Origin of the sequence: Enterobacter cloacae complex sp. IR5450 (assembly GCF_049238665.1) — a bacterium.
Lineage (GTDB): Bacteria > Pseudomonadota > Gammaproteobacteria > Enterobacterales > Enterobacteriaceae > Enterobacter > Enterobacter hormaechei_C.
Genome location: NZ_JBMKIC010000005.1, coordinates 122,864 through 140,932 on the forward strand (window position 1 = coordinate 122,864; position 18,069 = coordinate 140,932).

An 18,069-nucleotide genomic window follows, 5' to 3' on the forward strand; every position below is an offset into this window, starting at 1 on the left:
GATCTGCCACAGGTTCACTGGAAATAGTTCGCCTTCCTGGGCATTTGAACATTGCGTCGCCATGCTGCTGTGGGTAAATACGATAACAATAGAAAGAATAAGGTTATTGAACCAAAAACAGGTGTTGTTATGAATCGTTTTATTATGGCCAACGCTCAACAGTGTATCGGTTGTCGCGCCTGCGAAGTTGCCTGTGTGATGGCGCACAACGGGGAGCAGCACGCGCTGAGCGAGCGCCATTTTCATCCCCGCATTACGGTCCTTACCTCAGGCTTGCGAAAAAGCCCCGTGACCTGCCACCACTGTGAAAACGCGCCCTGCGCGCAAAGCTGCCCGAACGGAGCCATCACGCAACACAGCGACAGCGTACAGGTCAATCAACAAAAATGCATTGGCTGTAAAGCCTGCGTGGTGGCCTGTCCGTTTGGCACGATGGACATGCTGATCGCCCCGCTGGAAAACGACAGCGTAAAGGCCTCGGCGCACAAATGCGACCTCTGTCTGGAAAGGCCGCAAGGCCCGGCCTGCGTTGAAAACTGCCCGGCGGAGGTGCTTACGCTCGCCACCCCAGCCGTACTGGATAAGCTGGTTAAGCAGCGCCGACAGCGCAGCGCAAGGCTGGACGCGCTGCCGTGGCACAGCGAGGCGGTTCAGTCAGTCCCTTCGCAAACCAAACGGCAACAGATGCAAAACACCCCGGCGCGCGGTGAGCCGGATAAGCTCAGCCCCGAAGCACGCGCAGACCATTTTAACGAGATCTACCTGCCGTTTCGCCCGGAACAGGTGCAGCGCGAGGCATCCCGGTGCCTGAAATGTGGCGAGCACAGCATTTGCGAGTGGACCTGCCCGCTGCATAACCACATTCCGCAGTGGATTGAGCGGATCAGGGGGGGGGATATCGTCGGTGCGGCTGAGCTTTCTCACCAGACTAACTGTTTACCGGAAATTACCGGCCGCGTCTGTCCACAGGATCGATTATGTGAAGGCGCCTGCACCCTGCGGGATACGTCAGGGGCAGTAACCATCGGGAATATCGAACGGTATATCTCGGATCGGGCGCTGGCGATGGGCTGGACGCCGGACGTCAGCCACGTTAAGCCGGTCGGTAAGCGCGTCGCCATCATCGGTGCCGGTCCGGCAGGGCTGGCCTGCGCCGACGTACTGGTGCGCAGCGGCGTCGCTGTGACGGTCTACGACCGCCATCCGGAAATCGGTGGACTGCTGACCTTTGGTATTCCTGCCTTCAAGCTGGATAAATCCCTGCTAGCGCGGCGCAGAGAGATATTCAGCGCGATGGGCATCCGCTTCGAGCTGAACTGCGAGGTGGGAAAAGACGTGTCGATGGCCCAACTGCAAAACGACTACGATGCCCTGTTCATCGGCGTAGGGACCTATCGTTCCATGAAAGCGGGTATCCCTCACGAAGACGCGCCGGGCGTGTACGACGCGCTGCCGTTTTTAGTGGCAAACACGCGGAACGTGATGGGCCTTGACCCTGCCGCAGACGAGCCGTTTATCGACACGCAGGGGTTAAACGTGGTGGTGCTCGGCGGGGGCGATACGGCGATGGACTGCGTGCGCACCGCGCTGCGGCATGGCGCGGCGAAAGTCACCTGCGCCTATCGGCGGGACGAGGCCAACATGCCGGGCTCAAAGAAAGAGGTTAAAAACGCGAAAGAAGAGGGCGCGGCGTTTGAATTTAATGTCCAGCCGGTTGAGCTCACGCTGGATGCCGACGGGAAGGTGAACGGTATCCGGATGCTGCGCACCCGTCTGGGCGAGCCGGATGCGCAGGGGCGGCGGCGTCCTGTCCCGGTGGCGGGCAGTGAGTTTGTCATGCCAGCGGATGCGGTGATCATGGCGTTTGGGTTTAATCCGCACGCCATGCCGTGGCTTCAGGCGCAGGGCGTCGACACCGACGACTGGGGGCGCATCAGGGCCTCCGTGGAGAGCCGTTATCGCTACCAGACCTCGAATCCGCAGATTTTTGCTGGCGGTGATGCGGTACGCGGTGCGGATCTGGTGGTCACCGCGATGGCGGAAGGGCGCCATGCCGCGCAGGGGATCATGGACTGGCTTGGCGTGCCGCCGCGCAACATGCATTAACGCAGACGGGCGACAAAGCGGGCTTCACAGCGTAGTATAAACAGACTCATTTTGCCGTGGAGCCCGTATGTCTCTGAACATTAGCGTTATTAAAGACAAAATCCTTTCTGAAAATTACTTTGTCCTGCGTAACATCACTTACGATCTCACCCGTAAGAACGGGGACGTCATTCGCCATAAACGCGAAGTCTACGACCGGGGCAATGGTGCAACCATTCTGCTGTATAACCGTGAAAAGCAAAGCGTAGTGCTGATCCGCCAGTTTCGCATCGCGACATGGGTCAATGGCAACGCGGACGGACGTCTGATTGAAACCTGTGCAGGTCTGCTGGACGACGATGAGCCGGAAGTGTGTATCCGCAAAGAAGCCATTGAAGAGACGGGTTTTGAGGTGGGGACGGTGCAGAAAGTCTTTGAGCTGTTTATGTCCCCTGGCGGGGTCACCGAGCTGATCCACTTCTTCATTGCGGAATATACCGATGCCCAGCGCACGCACCGGGGCGGTGGCGTGGACGACGAAGACATTGAAGTGCTGGAAATGCCTTTCGCTAAGGCTGTTGACATGGTGAAACGCGGCGAGATCCGCGACGGTAAAGCGGTGATCCTGTTGCAATATCTGCAAACCAGCGGGCTGATGAATGCCGCGGCGGAAGCGCGATAAGTTGTATTTCAGATAAATCTATCCGATAAATCCGATTGAGCCAGCCCGCCCAGGGCACGAAGATACGCCCCAGATTGACCTATTCGTTTGCGGGGCTGTGCCGTTCATGCGCTACTGCGTTTTTCTTATCTTCTTCATTTGCGTGCTTCCCGCGCCTCGGGTGTGGGCTGCGCCTGCGCAGCAGTCTTTTTCAGACTGGCAGGTGACCTGCAATAACCAGAACTTCTGCGTAGCGCGCAACACTGGCGAGCATCGCGGTCTGGTCATGTCGCTGAGCCGCAGTGCGGGGGCAAAAACGGACGCCAGCCTGCGCATTGATCTCGGTGGGCTTTCGGCGCCTCCGGTGAAAGAGCCTGACATCGCCCCGCGCCTGCTGCTCGACAATGTGCCGCTTAAACTCACGTCGCAACACTGGCAGTTAACCCCCTGGCATCTTAAAACAGACGATACGGGCACCATCACCACGTTTCTGAAAACCATTCAGGAAGGTCAGGCGCTGACTCTGCGCGGGGGGAAGCAGACAATCTCTCTGGCCGGGCTGAAAGCGGCGCTGCTGTTTATCGATGCCCAGCAAAAACGCGTCGGAAGTGAAACGGCATGGATTAAAAAAGGGGATAGTCCACCGCTGAGCGTGCCGCCTGCGCCGGCATTAAAAAAGGTGGCGGTGGTGAACCCCACGCCAACGCCGCTGACGCATAACGAATTGAACGATCTGCTGGATTACGGTAACTGGCGCATGAACCACAGCCAGTGCTCTCTCGATCCGAACCGGCGTGAGGTGCGCGTGACCGCGCTGACCGATGACAAAGCGCTGATGATCATCAGCTGTGAGGCGGGGGCGTACAACACCGTCGACCTGGCGTGGCTGGTGTCGCGTAAAAAACCGTTTGCGGCCAGGAGCGTGAGATTGCGTCTGCCGTTTACCCCTTCCAGCCAGAGTAGCGACATGGAGCTGATGAATGCCAGCTTCGATGAAAAAACGCGCGAGCTGACCACACTGGCGCTGGGACGCGGGATTGGCGACTGTGGGATCCAGACCCGCTGGCGTTTTAACGGCCAGCGCTTCCGTCTGGTACGCTACGCGGAAGAGCCAAGCTGTGATAACTGGAATGGGCCAGATGCCTGGCCCACGCTGTGGATCACAAGGTAGGGTTTTGCCGATTTGTAGGCCGGGTCAGGCGCAGCCGCCACCCGGCAACGCAGATCGCACTACAGCACGCTCAGCGCCTTCTCCACTACGTTCTCAACGGTAAAGCCGAAGTACGGGAACAGCTTATCGGCCGGGGCGGATTCACCGTAACCCTTCATGCCGACAATCGCCCCTTTCAGACCCACATATTTGTACCAGTAGTCGGCAATGCCAGCTTCAACCGCCACGCGCGCCGCGACGTTTGAAGGCAGCACCGATTCGCGGTACGCCTCATCCTGGGCATCAAAGATATCCGTTGAAGGCAGGGAAACCACGCGCACCGCGTGACCCTCGGCGGTTAGTTTCTCCGCCGCTTTTACCGTGATTTCCACCTCTGAACCGGTGGCAATCAGGATCACGTCTGGCTTGCCGCCGCTGTCTTTCAGGATGTACCCGCCGCGGGCGATATTTTTCACCTGCTCCGGCGTGCGCTCGATCTGCGCCAGGTTCTGGCGCGACAGGATCAGCGCCGTGGGTCCGTTATGACGCTCTACGGCCAGCTTCCAGCCCACTGCCGCTTCAACCTGATCGCACGGACGCCAGGTACTGAAGTTTGGCGTCAGGCGCAGGCTCGCCAGCTGCTCTACCGCCTGGTGCGTCGGCCCATCTTCACCCAGTCCGATGGAGTCGTGGGTGTACACCATGATTTGCCGCGCCTTCATCAGAGCCGCCATACGCGCCGCGTTACGGGCATATTCGACAAACATCAGGAAGGTAGCGGTGTACGGCACGAAGCCGCCATGGTGGGCGATGCCGTTGGCAATGGCGGTCATCCCGAACTCGCGCACGCCGTAGTGGATGTAGTTCCCGGCAATGTCCTCCTTCAGGGATTTAGAGCCGGACCAGATGGTAAGGTTACTTGGCGCCAGATCCGCCGATCCGCCCAGCAGTTCGGGCAGGATTGGGCCAATTGCGTTCAGGGTGTTTTGTGATGCCTTACGGGTGGCAATTTTCGCCGGGTTGGATTGCAGGTTTTCAATCAGCGCCTGGGTTTTCTCTTCCCAGTCTTCCGGCAGGCCGCCGCTCATGCGGCGGGTAAACTCAGCCGCCAGATCCGGATACGCTTTTTTGTAAGCGGCAAACTTCTCGTTCCAGGCCTGCTGCGCTTTTTCACCTGTTTCGCGAGCATCCCAGGCCTTGTAGATCTCTTTTGGGATCTCAAAGGCCGGGTGTTTCCAGCCCAGTTTCTGGCGGGTCAGCGCCACTTCCTCTTCACCCAGCGCCGCGCCGTGCGCCTCTTCTTTGCCCGCTTTGTTCGGCGAGCCGAAGCCGATGGTGGTGCGGCAGATGATCAGGGACGGTTTGTCCTTCACGCTCTGCGCTTCCTGAATCGCTTTTTTCACCGCCTCAGGATCGTGACCGTCGATCTCGTGCACCACGTGCCAGTGATAGGCTTCAAAGCGTTTTGCCGTGTCGTCGGTAAACCAGCCCTCGGTTTCCCCGTCAATGGAGATACCGTTGTGATCGTAGAAGCCAATCAGCTTGCCCAGGCCCAGGGTGCCCGCCAGCGAGCAGACCTCGTGGGAGATCCCCTCCATCAGGCAGCCATCACCCATAAAGACATAGGTGTAGTGATCGACAATCTCGTGGTCGGGCTGGTTGAACTGCGCGGCCAGCGTACGCTCTGCAATCGCCAGGCCGACGGCATTCGCCAGCCCCTGGCCCAGCGGGCCGGTAGTGGTTTCAACACCCGGCGTATAGCCGATCTCCGGGTGGCCCGGCGTTTTGGAGTGCAGCTGGCGGAAGTTTTTTAACTCCTCAAGCGGCAGATCGTAGCCGGAGAGGTGCAGCAGGCTGTAGAGCAGCATCGATGCGTGACCGTTGGAGAGAATAAAACGGTCGCGATCGTACCAGGTCGGATCGGTCGGGTTGTGCTTGAGGAAGTCGTTCCACAGCACTTCGGCAATATCAGCCATACCCATGGGGGCGCCAGGGTGGCCGGAATTGGCTTTTTGTACGGCATCCATGCTGAGGGCGCGAATGGCGTTGGCGAGCTCTTTACGGGACATAGTTCACTCCGTGGCAAGGTTAAAGTTTGGCAGCGAGAAGATCTTCGAGTTTGCGCTGGTCGACGGCGAACTGACGGATGCCGTCCGCCAGTTTTTCCACGGCCATTGGGTCCTGATTGTGCTCCCAGCGGAATTCCGCTTCGGTCATGGGTTTTGGTTTTGGCAGAACGGTAGAGGTCGGCACAAGCTTGCGGATCACCGTCTCTTCACTCTCCTGAAGCTTTTTCAGCAGGTCAGGGGAGATGGTCAGCCGGTCGCAGCCCGCGAGCGCCAGGATCTGCTCGGTGCGGCGGAAGCTGGCCCCCATCACGATGGTTTCGTAGCGGTGCTGCTTGTAATAATCGTAGATATTACGCACCGATTTCACGCCAGGATCTTCTTCCACCACGTACGGATCCATTGGCTGTTTCGCCTGATACCAGTCGTAGATACGTCCGACAAACGGTGAAATCAGGAACACGCCCGCTTCGGCGCAGGCACGCGCTTGGGCGAAGGAGAACAGCAGCGTCAGGTTGCAGTGGATCCCCTCTTTCTCCAGCACTTCCGCCGCGCGGATGCCTTCCCAGGTAGACGCAAGCTTGATCAGGATGCGTGACTTATCGATCCCCTGCTCCTGGTAGAGTTCCACCAGGCGGCGAGCCTTGTTGATGCTCTTTTCCTGGTCAAACGAGAGGCGGGCGTCCACTTCGGTGGAGACGCGTCCCGGTATGCTTTTAAGAATTTCCGCACCGATATTGACCGCCAGCTTGTCGCTGGCCTCGGCGACCTGCTGCTCCTGCGTTTGCCCGCGCTGTTTGCCATAGGCAAGGGCGTCATCAATCAGATGACTAAAGTGCGCAAGACCGGCCGCCTTGAGCAGCAGCGAGGGGTTGGTGGTCGCGTCTTCCGGCTGGTAGTGACGAATCGACTCGATGTCGCCGCTGTCTGCAACCACGGTGGTAAATTGTTTGATGCCGTCTAGCTGGTTCATAATTACTCCTTGGAAATAAAAGAGTTAGTCGAGTGCGTTAGTTCACACTTCTGAGAAAATCATGATGGACTTAACAAAAAAGCATAGCAGACGGGGGAGGCATTGCTGTCTGAGACGGGTAACATGGTTGTTATAAATTGATAACAATTTTTATTCTGCAATGGTGAGAGTTTGGCAGCCTTCAAAGTTTAGGAGCCTGCCTGCGGCGATACTATGCGGCACACCAGGGTGTGCATAGGAACGTCAACATCACCCTTTTTGACCGAAACGTGAAAGGAATAACAAGATGGATGATCAGTTAAAACAAAGCGCTCTCGATTTTCACGAGTTTCCTGTTCCGGGTAAAATCCAGGTATCCCCGACCAAACCGCTGGCGACCCAGCGCGATCTGGCGCTGGCCTACTCGCCAGGCGTGGCTGCTCCGTGCCTGGAAATCGAAAAAGATCCGCTGGCAGCGTACAAATACACCGCCCGTGGCAACCTGGTGGCCGTTATCTCTAACGGTACGGCGGTGCTGGGGTTAGGGAACATCGGTGCGCTGGCCGGTAAGCCGGTGATGGAAGGGAAGGGCGTTCTGTTTAAGAAATTTGCCGGTATCGACGTCTTCGATATCGAAGTGGACGAACTGGGTCCGGATAAATTCATCAACGTGGTGGCGGCGCTGGAGCCGACCTTCGGCGGCATCAACCTGGAAGACATCAAAGCGCCGGAATGTTTCTATATCGAGCAGAAGCTGCGCGAGCGTATGAACATTCCCGTGTTCCATGACGACCAGCACGGCACGGCGATTATCAGTACCGCCGCCATTCTGAACGGCCTGCGCGTGGTAGAGAAAAATCTCTCCGACGTGCGCATGGTGGTCTCCGGCGCAGGCGCCGCGGCCATCGCCTGTATGAACCTGCTGGTGGCGCTGGGCATGCAGAAGCACAATATTGTGGTCTGCGACTCCAAGGGCGTGATCTACAAAGACCGCGAGCCAAACATGGCGGAAACCAAGGCGGCCTATGCGGTGGAAGACGACGGCAAGCGCACGCTAGAAGACGTCATTGAAGGTGCCGACATTTTCCTCGGCTGTTCAGGCCCGAAAGTACTGACCCAGGAGATGGTGCAGAAGATGGCGCGCGCGCCAATGATCCTGGCCCTGGCGAACCCGGAGCCGGAAATTCTGCCGCCGCTGGCGAAGGCGGTGCGTGAAGACGCGATCATCTGTACCGGACGTTCGGACTACCCGAACCAGGTGAACAACGTGCTCTGCTTCCCGTTCATCTTCCGCGGTGCGCTGGACGTCGGCGCTACGGCAATCAACGAAGAGATGAAGCTCGCCGCCGTTCATGCTATCGCAGAGCTGGCGCACGCCGAGCAGAGCGAAGTGGTGGCCTCCGCCTACGGCGATCAGGATCTGAGCTTCGGCCCCGACTACATTATCCCTAAACCATTTGACCCGCGTCTGATCGTGAAGATCGCGCCAGCGGTGGCTAAAGCGGCGATGGACTCCGGCGTGGCGACGCGGCCGATTGAAGATTTCGATGCCTACGTCGATAAACTCACCGAGTTCGTCTACAAAACCAACCTGTTTATGAAGCCGATCTTCTCCCAGGCGCGCGCTGACGCGAAGCGCGTGGTGCTGGCGGAAGGGGAAGAGGCGCGCGTGCTGCATGCCACGCAGGAGCTGATCACCTTAGGGCTGGCGAAACCGATCCTGATTGGTCGTCCGAGCGTGATCGAGATGCGTATTCAGAAGCTGGGCCTGCAAATTAAGCCGGGCGTCGACTTTGAGATCGTCAATAACGAATCCGATCCGCGCTTCAAAGAGTACTGGAACGAATACTATTCGATCATGAAGCGTCGCGGGATCACCCAGGAGCAGGCGCAGCGGGCGGTGATCAGCAATACCACGGTGATCGGCGCGATCATGGTTCATCGCGGTGAGGCGGATGCGCTGATCTGCGGCACCATCGGCGAGTACCATGAGCATTTCAGCGTGGTGCAGGAGATCTTCGGCTATCGCGAGGGCGTCCATACTGCCGGCGCAATGAACGCGCTGCTGCTGCCAAGCGGTAACACCTTTATCGCCGATACCTACGTCAACGACGATCCTTCCCCGGAGGAACTGGCGGAAATCACCGTGATGGCGGCGGAAACCGTGCGCCGCTTTGGTATCGAGCCGAAAGTGGCGCTGCTGTCGCACTCTAACTTCGGGTCATCCAAATCCGCGGCGGCGTGCAAAATGCGCCAGACGCTGGACCTGGTGCGCGAGCGTGCGCCGGAGCTGATGATCGACGGCGAGATGCACGGCGACGCCGCGCTGGTGGAGAGCATCCGTAACGAACGCATGCCGGACAGCCCGCTGAAAGGCTCGGCGAACGTGCTGATTATGCCAAACGTGGAAGCGGCGCGTATCAGCTATAACCTGCTGCGCGTGTCGAGTTCTGAAGGGGTGACCGTAGGGCCAGTGCTGATGGGGATGTCAAAACCGGTGCATGTGTTAACGCCGATTGCCTCCGTGCGTCGTATCGTCAACATGGTGGCGCTGGCGGTGGTTGAGGCACAGACGCAGCCGCTGTAAGGGCGCGTTTGCTTACCCGACCTACGGATTGAGTAGGCCGGATAAGCGCAGCGCCATCCGGCAGTTAAATCCAGTCGCGTACTTTAAGGAACTCACTCAAGGCAGCCTCCGGGCTGCCTTCTTTTGGCGCGTAGCTGTATTCCCAGCGCACCAGCGGCGGCATCGACATCAGAATGGACTCCGTGCGCCCACCGGTTTGCAGGCCAAACAGCGTCCCGCGATCCCATACCAGGTTAAACTCCACGTAGCGCCCGCGGCGGTAAAGCTGGAACTCACGCTCGCGCACGCCGTAGTCGGTGTTTTTGCGGCGTTCGACAATCGGCAGATAGGCATCGGTAAAGCCTTCACCCACCGCGCGCATAAAGCTGAATGCGGTATCAAAATCCGGCGTGTTGAGATCGTCAAAGAACAGCCCGCCGATGCCGCGCTGCTCGTCGCGGTGCTTCAGATAGAAATAGTCATCGCACCACTTTTTGTATTTCGGGTAAACGTCTTCGCCAAACGGCAGGCAGAGGTCGCGCGCGGTGGTGTGCCAGTGCACGGCATCCTCTTCGAAGCCATAGTAAGGCGTTAAGTCGAAACCGCCGCCAAACCACCAGACCGGATCGGCCCCCGGTTTTTCCGCGATGAAAAAGCGCACGTTGGCGTGGCTGGTTGGCACAAACGGGTTATGCGGATGCACCACCAGCGAGACGCCCATCGCCTCGAAGCTGCGGCCCGCCAGTTCAGGCCGATGCGCCGTGGCGGACGCTGGCATTGCATCACCGTGGACGTGGGAGAAGTTGACCCCGGCCTGTTCAAAAATACCGCCGTTACGCAGCACGCGGCTGCGCCCGCCGCCGCCCGCTTCGCGCTGCCAGGCGTCTTCCTGGAATTCACCGCCGTCTGCGGCGGAAAGTTTCTGGCAAATCGCGTCCTGTAGCTGCATCAGGAAAGTTTTGACCAGCTGTGCATTCGGTTTCATCAACGTTTCCTGGAGTGCGCTTTTTGATTATCGAACCAGTTGAAATAACTGATGACCCCGGAGGCGATGGCGTTCGCGATCTTCTGACGAAACGCCGTGGTGCCGAGTAAACGCTCTTCTTCCGGGTTGGTAATGAACGAGGTTTCCACCAGCACGGACGGTATGGACGGGGACTTCAGCACCACAAACGCGGCCTGCTCGGTGCTTTTGCTGTGCAGACGGTGCACGGGCTTAATCCGTTTAAGGATATGCGAGCCGAGCGTCAGGCTGTTTTTGATGGTATCGGTCTGCACGAGATCAAACAGAACCTGCTGTAACAGATGGTCTTTGTCGGTAGCTTTTTTCCCGGCCACTTCATCCGCCCGGTTTTCACGATCGGAGAGGTATTTCGCCATGGCGCTACTGGCGCCACGGTTGGAGAGAGCGAACACCGAGGCGCCTGCGGCGGAAGGGTTTGTGAAGCCATCCGCGTGAATGGACATAAACAGGTCTGCGCCGTGCTTGTGGGCAATCTCCACGCGATCGTACAGTGGGATAAACGTGTCGCCCGTGCGCGTTAGGCGGGCGTCAATACCGTTGCTGCGTAAAATTGCGCGCACATTTTTTGCAATTGCCAGCACGACGTGTTTTTCTTTCGAACCGTTTCGGCCAATGGCGCCGGTGTCGATCCCGCCGTGGCCTGGATCGAGCATGACCAGACGCTTTGCGCCGGCTTTTTTGGTTTTCGGCTTGCTGTGTCCGTTACTGGTTTTAAGCGTGCTCTCGTCTTTTGCCTGAGCCTGCTTTGCGATGCCCGTTAACGTTAAGGCCGCCAGCCCCGCTTTGAGAACCTGACGACGCGATGTGAGTGCTTTTAATGGTTTGAATGTGCTCATGCGGCCTGAATTGTAAAAATTGGGGTCCTGGTGTTATATCGTATCGCGTTTTGCGTGACGACATTCCTTATTGAGAATTGTTTTACTTTTCATTTCAATACGTGACAAAGTGACATTATGCCAAATTTTGGCGAGTTTTTCCCCGGTTATTGGCTAAATGCCCTGTTCACGCCATAATCACTGTTTTTAAACCCGAAAAGGCGGTTAATACCATGGAGATACGCGTTTTTCGCCAGGAAGATTTCGAAGAGGTGATCACCCTTTGGGAGCGCTGCGATCTGCTGCGTCCATGGAACGATCCGGAGATGGACATCGAACGGAAGGTGAATCACGACGTCAGTCTGTTTCTGGTCGCTGAGGTCAACGGCGAAGTAGTCGGGACGGTGATGGGCGGGTACGACGGCCACCGCGGCTCGGCCTACTATCTGGGCGTGCACCCGGAATACCGCGCGCGCGGCATCGCCAACGCGCTGCTTAACCGTCTGGAAAAGAAGCTGATCGCCCGCGGCTGTCCGAAAATCCAGATCATGGTGCGGGAAGATAACGACGTGGTGCTGGGCATGTATGAACGCCTGGGCTACGAGCATGCGGATGTACTGACGCTGGGTAAGCGCCTGATCGAAGATGAAGAGTACTGAGTTCCACCCTGGCGACTATGATGTTCACGGTCGTCTGCGTCTGCCTTTTTTGTTCTGGTGCGTTCTGCTGTTGCAGGCCCGCACCTGGGTGCTGTTCGTGATGGCTGGCGCGTCGCGCGGGCAGGGCGATACGCTACTGAATCTCTTTTATCCCGATCACGATGCGTTCTGGCTGGGGTTACTGCCCGGTGTACCGGCGGTGCTGGCGTTCCTGTGCAGCGGACGGCGGCAGTTCCTCCCGCGCTTCTGGCGCGCACTTCGCTGGCTATTGATTCTGGCGCAGGTTGTGCTCCTGGTCTGGCAGCCCGTGCTCTGGCTGTACGGCGAGCCGCTTTCGGGTATCGGGATTGCGCTGGTGGTGGCGGATATTGTCGCGCTGCTGTGGCTGGTCACGAATCCCCGTTTACGCGCCTGTTTTACGCAAGAGTCAGATTAAAACGGCACTTTTTGCCGATACTGCACTCCAACAAGCGTTGATTTACTACGTAAGGACGTCTCAATGAAATCGCTGCGTTTACTTTTATGCGCTCTCCCACTGGCGTTAACCGGCTGTTCCACGCTCTCATCCATCAACTGGTCTGCGGCCTATCCGTGGAACTGGTTTGGATCCTCAACGGAAGTGACCGAGCAGGGCGTGGGCAAAATTACCGCCTCGACGGCGCTGGATCAGGATGCCATTCAGGATGCCATCGGCAGTGATTATCGCCTGCGCAGCGGCATGAAAACCGAGAACGGCAACATCGTGCGCTATTTCGAAGCGTTGAAAGATGACAAGGTGGCAATGGTCATCAACGGCGATAAAGGTACGGTCAACCGCATAGCGGTGATGGATGAAGAGATCCCGACCTCAGATGGCGTGAAGGTGGGAACGCCGTTTGGCGAACTCTATCAGAAAGCGTTTGGCCACTGTGCCAGTGTGCCGTCGGAGGAGAGCGTGGCGGTCGAGTGTAAGGCCGACGGCAGCCAGCACATTAGCTATGTATTCAGCGGCACCTGGAACGGTCCGGAAGGGTTAATGCCGTCTGACGACACCCTGAAAAAGTGGAAAGTGAGCAAAATTATCTGGAAGCAGTAATTTGCGCCTGAGCAAGCCGCCTCGCTGAAATCCAGGTATAATAGCCGCCATCAATGCCACGCAGTCGTGGCATCTTTTTTTCAGGAGGAGCGATGTCTCAGGTTCAGAGTGGCATTTTGCCAGAACATTGCCGCGCGGCGATTTGGATTGAAGCCAACGTCAAAGGGGATGTGGATGCCCTGCGCGCGGCCAGCAAAGTTTTCGTTGATAAACTGGCCACCTTCCAGGCCAAATTCCCCGAAGCCCATCTGGGCGCGGTGGTTGCCTTTGGCAATACCGTCTGGCGTCAGCTGAGCGGCGGCGAAGGCGCAGAAGAGCTGAAAGATTTTATTCCTTATGGCAAAGGTCTTGCGCCCGCCACCCAGTATGACGTCCTGATCCATATCCTCTCCCTGCGCCATGACGTGAACTTCTCCATCGCTCAGGCAGCGATTGAGGCCTTTGGTGACAGCATCGACGTGCAGGAAGAGATCCACGGTTTCCGCTGGGTAGAAGAGCGCGATTTGAGCGGCTTCGTCGACGGCACCGAAAACCCGGCCGGGGAAGAGACGCGTCGCGAGGTGGCTGTAATCAAGGATGGCGTGGACGCGGGCGGCAGCTACGTGTTCGTCCAGCGCTGGGAGCATAACCTCAGGCAGCTCAACCGCATGAGCGTGCATGACCAGGAGATGATGATTGGCCGCACCAAAGACGCCAATGAAGAGATTGACGGCGATGCGCGTCCGGTCACGTCCCACCTGTCCCGCGTTGACCTTAAAGAAGACGGTAAGGGGCTGAAGATTGTTCGCCAGAGCCTGCCGTACGGCACCGCGAGCGGTACGCACGGCCTGTACTTCTGCGCTTACTGCGCGCGGCTCTACAACATCGAACAGCAGCTGTTGAGCATGTTTGGCGATACCGACGGCAAGCGTGACGCCATGCTGCGCTTCACCCGTCCGGTGACTGGCGGCTACTACTTTGCGCCGTCCGTTGAGCGCCTGCTGGCGCTGTAAATCGCTCTCCATTCGTAGGCCGGGTAAGCGTTAGCGCCACCCGGCAATTTCTCTCGCACTCTTATTCCCTTTTCTGCTTCTAAATCACTAAACGGTATATAAAACCGTTACTCCTTTAGACTCCGTTATAAATATTATGACTATAAGATAGTCATCACATTTATAAGGGTGCGCAATGGCCGTTACTGTACTGAAAAAAGGATCGCTGGCACTGGCAGGTTTACTGCTGGTGGCGCAGGCGCAGGCAACCGAGTTGCTGAACAGTTCTTATGATGTTTCGCGCGAGCTGTTTGCCGCCCTTAATCCCGCATTTGAACAGCAGTGGGCGAAAGAGAACAACGGCGACAAGCTGACCATCAAACAGTCGCACGCTGGCTCATCCAAGCAGGCGCTGGCCATTTTGCAGGGGCTGAAAGCGGACGTGGTGACCTACAACCAGGTCACGGACGTGCAGATCCTGCACGACAAAGGCAAACTGATCCCGGCGAACTGGCAAAGCCGCCTGCCGAACAACAGTTCGCCATTTTACTCCACCATGGGCTTCCTGGTGCGCAAGGGCAACCCGAAGAACATCCACGACTGGAACGACCTGGTGCGTTCAGACGTAAAGCTGATCTTCCCGAATCCGAAAACCTCCGGCAACGCACGTTACACCTATCTGGCGGCGTGGGGCGCGGCGGACAAAGCTGACGGTAACGATAAAGCGAAAACCGAACAGTTTATGACCCAGTTCCTGAAAAACGTCGAGGTGTTTGATACCGGCGGTCGTGGCGCAACCACTACCTTCGCCGAACGCGGGCTGGGCGACGTGCTGATCAGCTTTGAATCCGAGGTGAACAATATTCGTAAACAGTACGAAGCGCAGGGCTTCGAAGTGGTTATCCCGAAAACCAACATTCTGGCCGAGTTCCCGGTGGCGTGGGTGGATAAAAACGTTAAGGCTAACGGCACAGAAAAGGCGGCGAAAGCCTACCTGAACTATCTGTACAGCCCGCAGGCGCAGACCGTTATCACCGACTACTACTACCGTGTCAACAACCCGGACGTGATGAGCAAGCTGAAAGACAAATTCCCGCAGACCGAGCTGTTCCGCGTGGAAGATCATTTCGGCGCCTGGCCTGAGGTGATGAAAACGCATTTTGCCAGCGGCGGTGAGTTAGACAAATTGCTGGCGGCGGGGCGTAAGTAATGTTTGCAGGATCAACAAGACGTGTGCTGCCGGGTTTTACCTTAAGCCTCGGGACCAGCCTGCTGTTCGTCTGTCTGATTTTATTGTTACCGCTCAGCGCTCTGGTGATGCAGCTCGCTGAGATGAGCTGGTCCCAGTACTGGGAAGTGGTCACCAACCCTCAGGTGGTGGCGGCCTATAAGGTCACGCTGCTGTCTGCGTTCGTGGCCTCGATTTTTAACGGCGTGTTTGGCCTGCTGATGGCGTGGATCTTAACCCGCTATCGCTTCCCGGGCCGCACGCTCCTCGACGCGTTGATGGATCTGCCCTTTGCCCTGCCGACGGCAGTGGCCGGTTTGACGCTGGCGTCGCTGTTTTCCGTGAACGGCTTTTACGGTGAGTGGCTGGCGAAGTTTGATATCAAAGTGACCTATACCTGGCTCGGTATCGCGGTGGCGATGGCCTTTACCAGCATCCCGTTTGTGGTGCGTACCGTGCAGCCGGTGCTGGAAGAGTTAGGACCCGAATACGAAGAGGCCGCGGAAACCCTGGGCGCCACGCGCTGGCAGAGTTTCCGTAAGGTTGTTCTGCCGGAACTTTCTCCGGCCTTGCTGGCGGGGGTGGCGCTCTCCTTTACCCGCAGCCTCGGTGAATTTGGCGCGGTCATTTTTATCGCCGGGAACATCGCGTGGAAAACCGAAGTGACCTCGCTGATGATTTTTGTCCGTTTGCAGGAGTTTGATTATCCGGCCGCGAGCGCGATTGCCTCGGTGATCCTTGCCGCGTCGCTGCTGCTACTGTTTTCGATTAACACTCTGCAAAGTCGCTTTGGTCGACGTGTGGTAGGTCACTGATGGCGGAAGTTACGCAATTGAAGCGCTATGACGCGCCCCGCATCAACTGGGGCAAATGGTTTCTGATTGGTACCGGCGTGCTGGTCTCCGCATTCATTCTCGTCGTGCCGATGGTGTACATCTTCGTACAGGCCTTCAGCAAAGGGATTATGCCCGCGCTGCAAAATCTGGCCGATCCGGACATGCTCCACGCCATCTGGCTGACGGTGATGATTGCCCTGATCACTGTCCCGGTGAATCTTTTGTTTGGCGTATTGCTGGCCTGGCTGGTAACGCGCTTTAACTTCCCGGGGCGTCAGCTGCTGCTGACCCTGCTGGATATCCCGTTTGCGGTGTCTCCTGTGGTGGCGGGTCTGGTTTATCTGCTCTTCTACGGCTCCAATGGCCCGCTGGGCGGCTGGCTGGATGAACACGACCTGCAAATCATGTTCGCCTGGCCGGGGATGGTGCTGGTGACCGTCTTTGTCACCTGTCCGTTCGTTGTGCGCGAGCTGGTGCCAGTGATGCTCAGCCAGGGCAGCCATGAAGATGAAGCCGCGGTGCTGCTCGGCGCTTCCGGCTGGCAGATGTTCCGCCGCGTCACGCTGCCGAATATCCGCTGGGCACTGCTTTACGGCGTGGTGCTGACCAACGCCCGTGCGATCGGTGAGTTTGGCGCGGTGTCGGTAGTATCCGGCTCGATTCGCGGCGAAACCCTGTCGCTGCCGTTACAGATTGAATTACTGGAACAGGACTACAACACTGTCGGTTCCTTTACTGCCGCAGCGTTGCTGACGCTGATGGCCATTTTGACCCTGTTTTTGAAGAGTGTGGTGCAGTGGCGTTTAGAGAATCAGGAAAAACGTCAGCATCAGGAGGGAAATCATGAGCATTGAGATTGCCAATATTAAGAAGTCTTTTGGTCGCACCCAGGTGCTGAATGATATCTCGCTGGATATCCCTTCCGGACAAATGGTGGCGCTGCTGGGGCCGTCTGGCTCCGGTAAAACCACGCTGCTGCGTATTATCGCCGGGCTTGAGCACCAGACCAGCGGACATATCCGCTTCCACGGTACGGACGTGAGCCGCCTGCATGCCCGCGACCGTAAAGTGGGCTTTGTATTCCAGCATTACGCGCTGTTCCGCCACATGACGGTATTCGACAACATTGCGTTTGGCCTGACCGTGCTGCCGCGTCGTGAACGTCCAGATGCCGCCGCCATCAAAGCGAAAGTGACCAAACTGCTGGAGATGGTGCAGCTTGCACATCTGGCGGACCGCTTCCCGGCTCAGCTTTCCGGCGGGCAGAAGCAGCGCGTGGCGCTGGCGCGTGCGTTAGCCGTTGAACCGCAAATCCTGCTACTGGACGAACCGTTTGGCGCGCTGGATGCGCAGGTGCGAAAAGAGCTGCGTCGTTGGCTGCGTCAGCTGCATGAGGAACTCCAGTTCACCAGCGTTTTCGTGACCCACGATCAGGAAGAGGCGATGGAAGTGGCCGACCGCGTGGTGGTAATGAGTCAGGGCAACATTGAGCAGGTTGACGAGCCAGAGCAGCTCTGGCGTGAACCGGCGACCCGCTTTGTGCTGGAGTTTATGGGAGAAGTAAACCGCCTTCAGGGCACCATTCGCGGCGGTCAGTTCCACGTTGGCGCGCACCGCTGGCCGCTGGGGTATACCTCCGCGCATCAGGGGCCGGTGGATCTATTCCTGCGTCCGTGGGAAGTGGACGTCAGCCGCCGTACCAGCCTGGATTCACCGCTTCCGGTGCAGGTGCTGGAAGCTAGCCCTAAAGGTCACTACACCCAATTAGTGGTACAGCCCCTGGGCTGGTACACCGAGCCGCTGACCGTGGTTATGCGTGACGACGAGCCGCCGCACCGGGGGGAACGCCTGTTTGTGGGGCTGCAACACGCGCGCATTTATCACGGCAACGAGCGCATCGAGACGCGCGAGGATATTGCTCTGGCGGAGTCAGCCTGATAGGTTATTGAGTATGTTTTTCGCCCGGTGGCGTGATGCTTAC

General features: G+C 57.8%; 16 protein-coding genes. 12 read left to right on the forward strand and 4 right to left on the reverse strand.

Annotated elements, in window-relative coordinates; genetic code table 11:
- Window positions 1-129: 129 nt before the first annotated feature.
- The 3 genes from aegA (at window position 130) to ACOTYB_RS06585 (ending at window position 3,917) form a co-directional block, all read left to right on the forward strand.
- Window positions 130-2,106: a formate-dependent uric acid utilization protein AegA gene (gene aegA, locus ACOTYB_RS06575; RefSeq protein WP_099543474.1), complete on the forward strand. Its 1,977-nt coding sequence runs from the start codon at window positions 130-132 to the stop codon at window positions 2,104-2,106.
- A gap of 67 nt (window positions 2,107-2,173) precedes the next feature.
- The gene (nudK, locus tag ACOTYB_RS06580) at window positions 2,174-2,767 is read left to right on the forward strand and encodes a GDP-mannose pyrophosphatase NudK (RefSeq protein ID WP_003863554.1); all 594 of its coding nucleotides are present in this window, start codon (window positions 2,174-2,176) and stop codon (window positions 2,765-2,767) included.
- A gap of 106 nt (window positions 2,768-2,873) precedes the next feature.
- Entirely contained in the window at window positions 2,874-3,917 is a 1,044-nt protein-coding gene (locus tag ACOTYB_RS06585; protein ID WP_003863552.1) for a DUF1176 domain-containing protein, read from the forward strand.
- A gap of 59 nt (window positions 3,918-3,976) precedes the next feature.
- Here ACOTYB_RS06585 and tkt read toward each other — a convergent pair whose 3' ends face one another.
- Together tkt and tal are read right to left on the reverse strand one after the other, a co-directional pair.
- Window positions 3,977-5,965 (reverse strand): transketolase, encoded by a 1,989-nt coding sequence (gene tkt / locus ACOTYB_RS06590; protein WP_022651557.1) that lies wholly within the window; start codon window positions 5,963-5,965, stop codon window positions 3,977-3,979.
- Between the two features lie 19 nt (window positions 5,966-5,984).
- On the reverse strand, window positions 5,985-6,935 hold the full coding sequence (gene tal, locus ACOTYB_RS06595) for a transaldolase (protein ID WP_023314621.1): 951 nt from the start codon (window positions 6,933-6,935) through the stop codon (window positions 5,985-5,987).
- A gap of 286 nt (window positions 6,936-7,221) precedes the next feature.
- Between tal and maeB the strand changes: the two genes are divergently transcribed.
- Window positions 7,222-9,501, forward strand: coding sequence for an NADP-dependent oxaloacetate-decarboxylating malate dehydrogenase (gene maeB / locus ACOTYB_RS06600; protein ID WP_409248809.1), 2,280 nt, complete (start codon window positions 7,222-7,224; stop codon window positions 9,499-9,501).
- A gap of 64 nt (window positions 9,502-9,565) precedes the next feature.
- Here maeB and hemF read toward each other — a convergent pair whose 3' ends face one another.
- Together hemF and amiA are read right to left on the reverse strand one after the other, a co-directional pair.
- Window positions 9,566-10,465 (reverse strand): oxygen-dependent coproporphyrinogen oxidase, encoded by a 900-nt coding sequence (gene hemF, locus ACOTYB_RS06605; protein ID WP_045343931.1) that lies wholly within the window; start codon window positions 10,463-10,465, stop codon window positions 9,566-9,568.
- Complete coding sequence (gene amiA, locus ACOTYB_RS06610; protein WP_023325022.1) at window positions 10,465-11,340, reverse strand: N-acetylmuramoyl-L-alanine amidase AmiA; 876 nt, start codon at window positions 11,338-11,340, stop codon at window positions 10,465-10,467. Before amiA ends, hemF begins: the two co-directional genes overlap by 1 nt.
- A gap of 212 nt (window positions 11,341-11,552) precedes the next feature.
- Between amiA and ACOTYB_RS06615 the strand changes: the two genes are divergently transcribed.
- The 8 genes from ACOTYB_RS06615 (at window position 11,553) to cysA (ending at window position 18,026) form a co-directional block, all read left to right on the forward strand.
- Complete coding sequence (locus ACOTYB_RS06615) at window positions 11,553-11,978, forward strand: GNAT family acetyltransferase (protein WP_003861292.1); 426 nt, start codon at window positions 11,553-11,555, stop codon at window positions 11,976-11,978.
- Window positions 11,965-12,414: a DUF2919 domain-containing protein gene (locus ACOTYB_RS06620; RefSeq protein ID WP_003861294.1), complete on the forward strand. Its 450-nt coding sequence runs from the start codon at window positions 11,965-11,967 to the stop codon at window positions 12,412-12,414. The genes ACOTYB_RS06615 and ACOTYB_RS06620 overlap by 14 nt, the downstream gene beginning before the upstream one ends.
- A 63-nt stretch (window positions 12,415-12,477) precedes the next feature.
- A complete protein-coding gene (locus tag ACOTYB_RS06625; protein ID WP_220153269.1) occupies window positions 12,478-13,053 on the forward strand; it encodes an RpoE-regulated lipoprotein in 576 nt (191 codons plus the stop codon).
- A gap of 92 nt (window positions 13,054-13,145) precedes the next feature.
- Window positions 13,146-14,045, forward strand: coding sequence for a Dyp-type peroxidase (locus ACOTYB_RS06630; RefSeq protein ID WP_003861297.1), 900 nt, complete (start codon window positions 13,146-13,148; stop codon window positions 14,043-14,045).
- Between the two features lie 175 nt (window positions 14,046-14,220).
- Complete coding sequence (locus ACOTYB_RS06635; protein ID WP_032609792.1) at window positions 14,221-15,234, forward strand: sulfate ABC transporter substrate-binding protein; 1,014 nt, start codon at window positions 14,221-14,223, stop codon at window positions 15,232-15,234.
- A complete protein-coding gene (gene cysT, locus ACOTYB_RS06640) occupies window positions 15,234-16,067 on the forward strand; it encodes a sulfate/thiosulfate ABC transporter permease CysT (RefSeq protein WP_003861303.1) in 834 nt (277 codons plus the stop codon). The genes ACOTYB_RS06635 and cysT overlap by 1 nt, the downstream gene beginning before the upstream one ends.
- Complete coding sequence (gene cysW, locus ACOTYB_RS06645) at window positions 16,067-16,942, forward strand: sulfate/thiosulfate ABC transporter permease CysW (protein WP_023325019.1); 876 nt, start codon at window positions 16,067-16,069, stop codon at window positions 16,940-16,942. Before cysT ends, cysW begins: the two co-directional genes overlap by 1 nt.
- A complete protein-coding gene (gene cysA / locus ACOTYB_RS06650) occupies window positions 16,932-18,026 on the forward strand; it encodes a sulfate/thiosulfate ABC transporter ATP-binding protein CysA (RefSeq protein WP_032659702.1) in 1,095 nt (364 codons plus the stop codon). The genes cysW and cysA overlap by 11 nt, the downstream gene beginning before the upstream one ends.
- The last annotated feature ends 43 nt before the right edge of the window (window positions 18,027-18,069 follow it).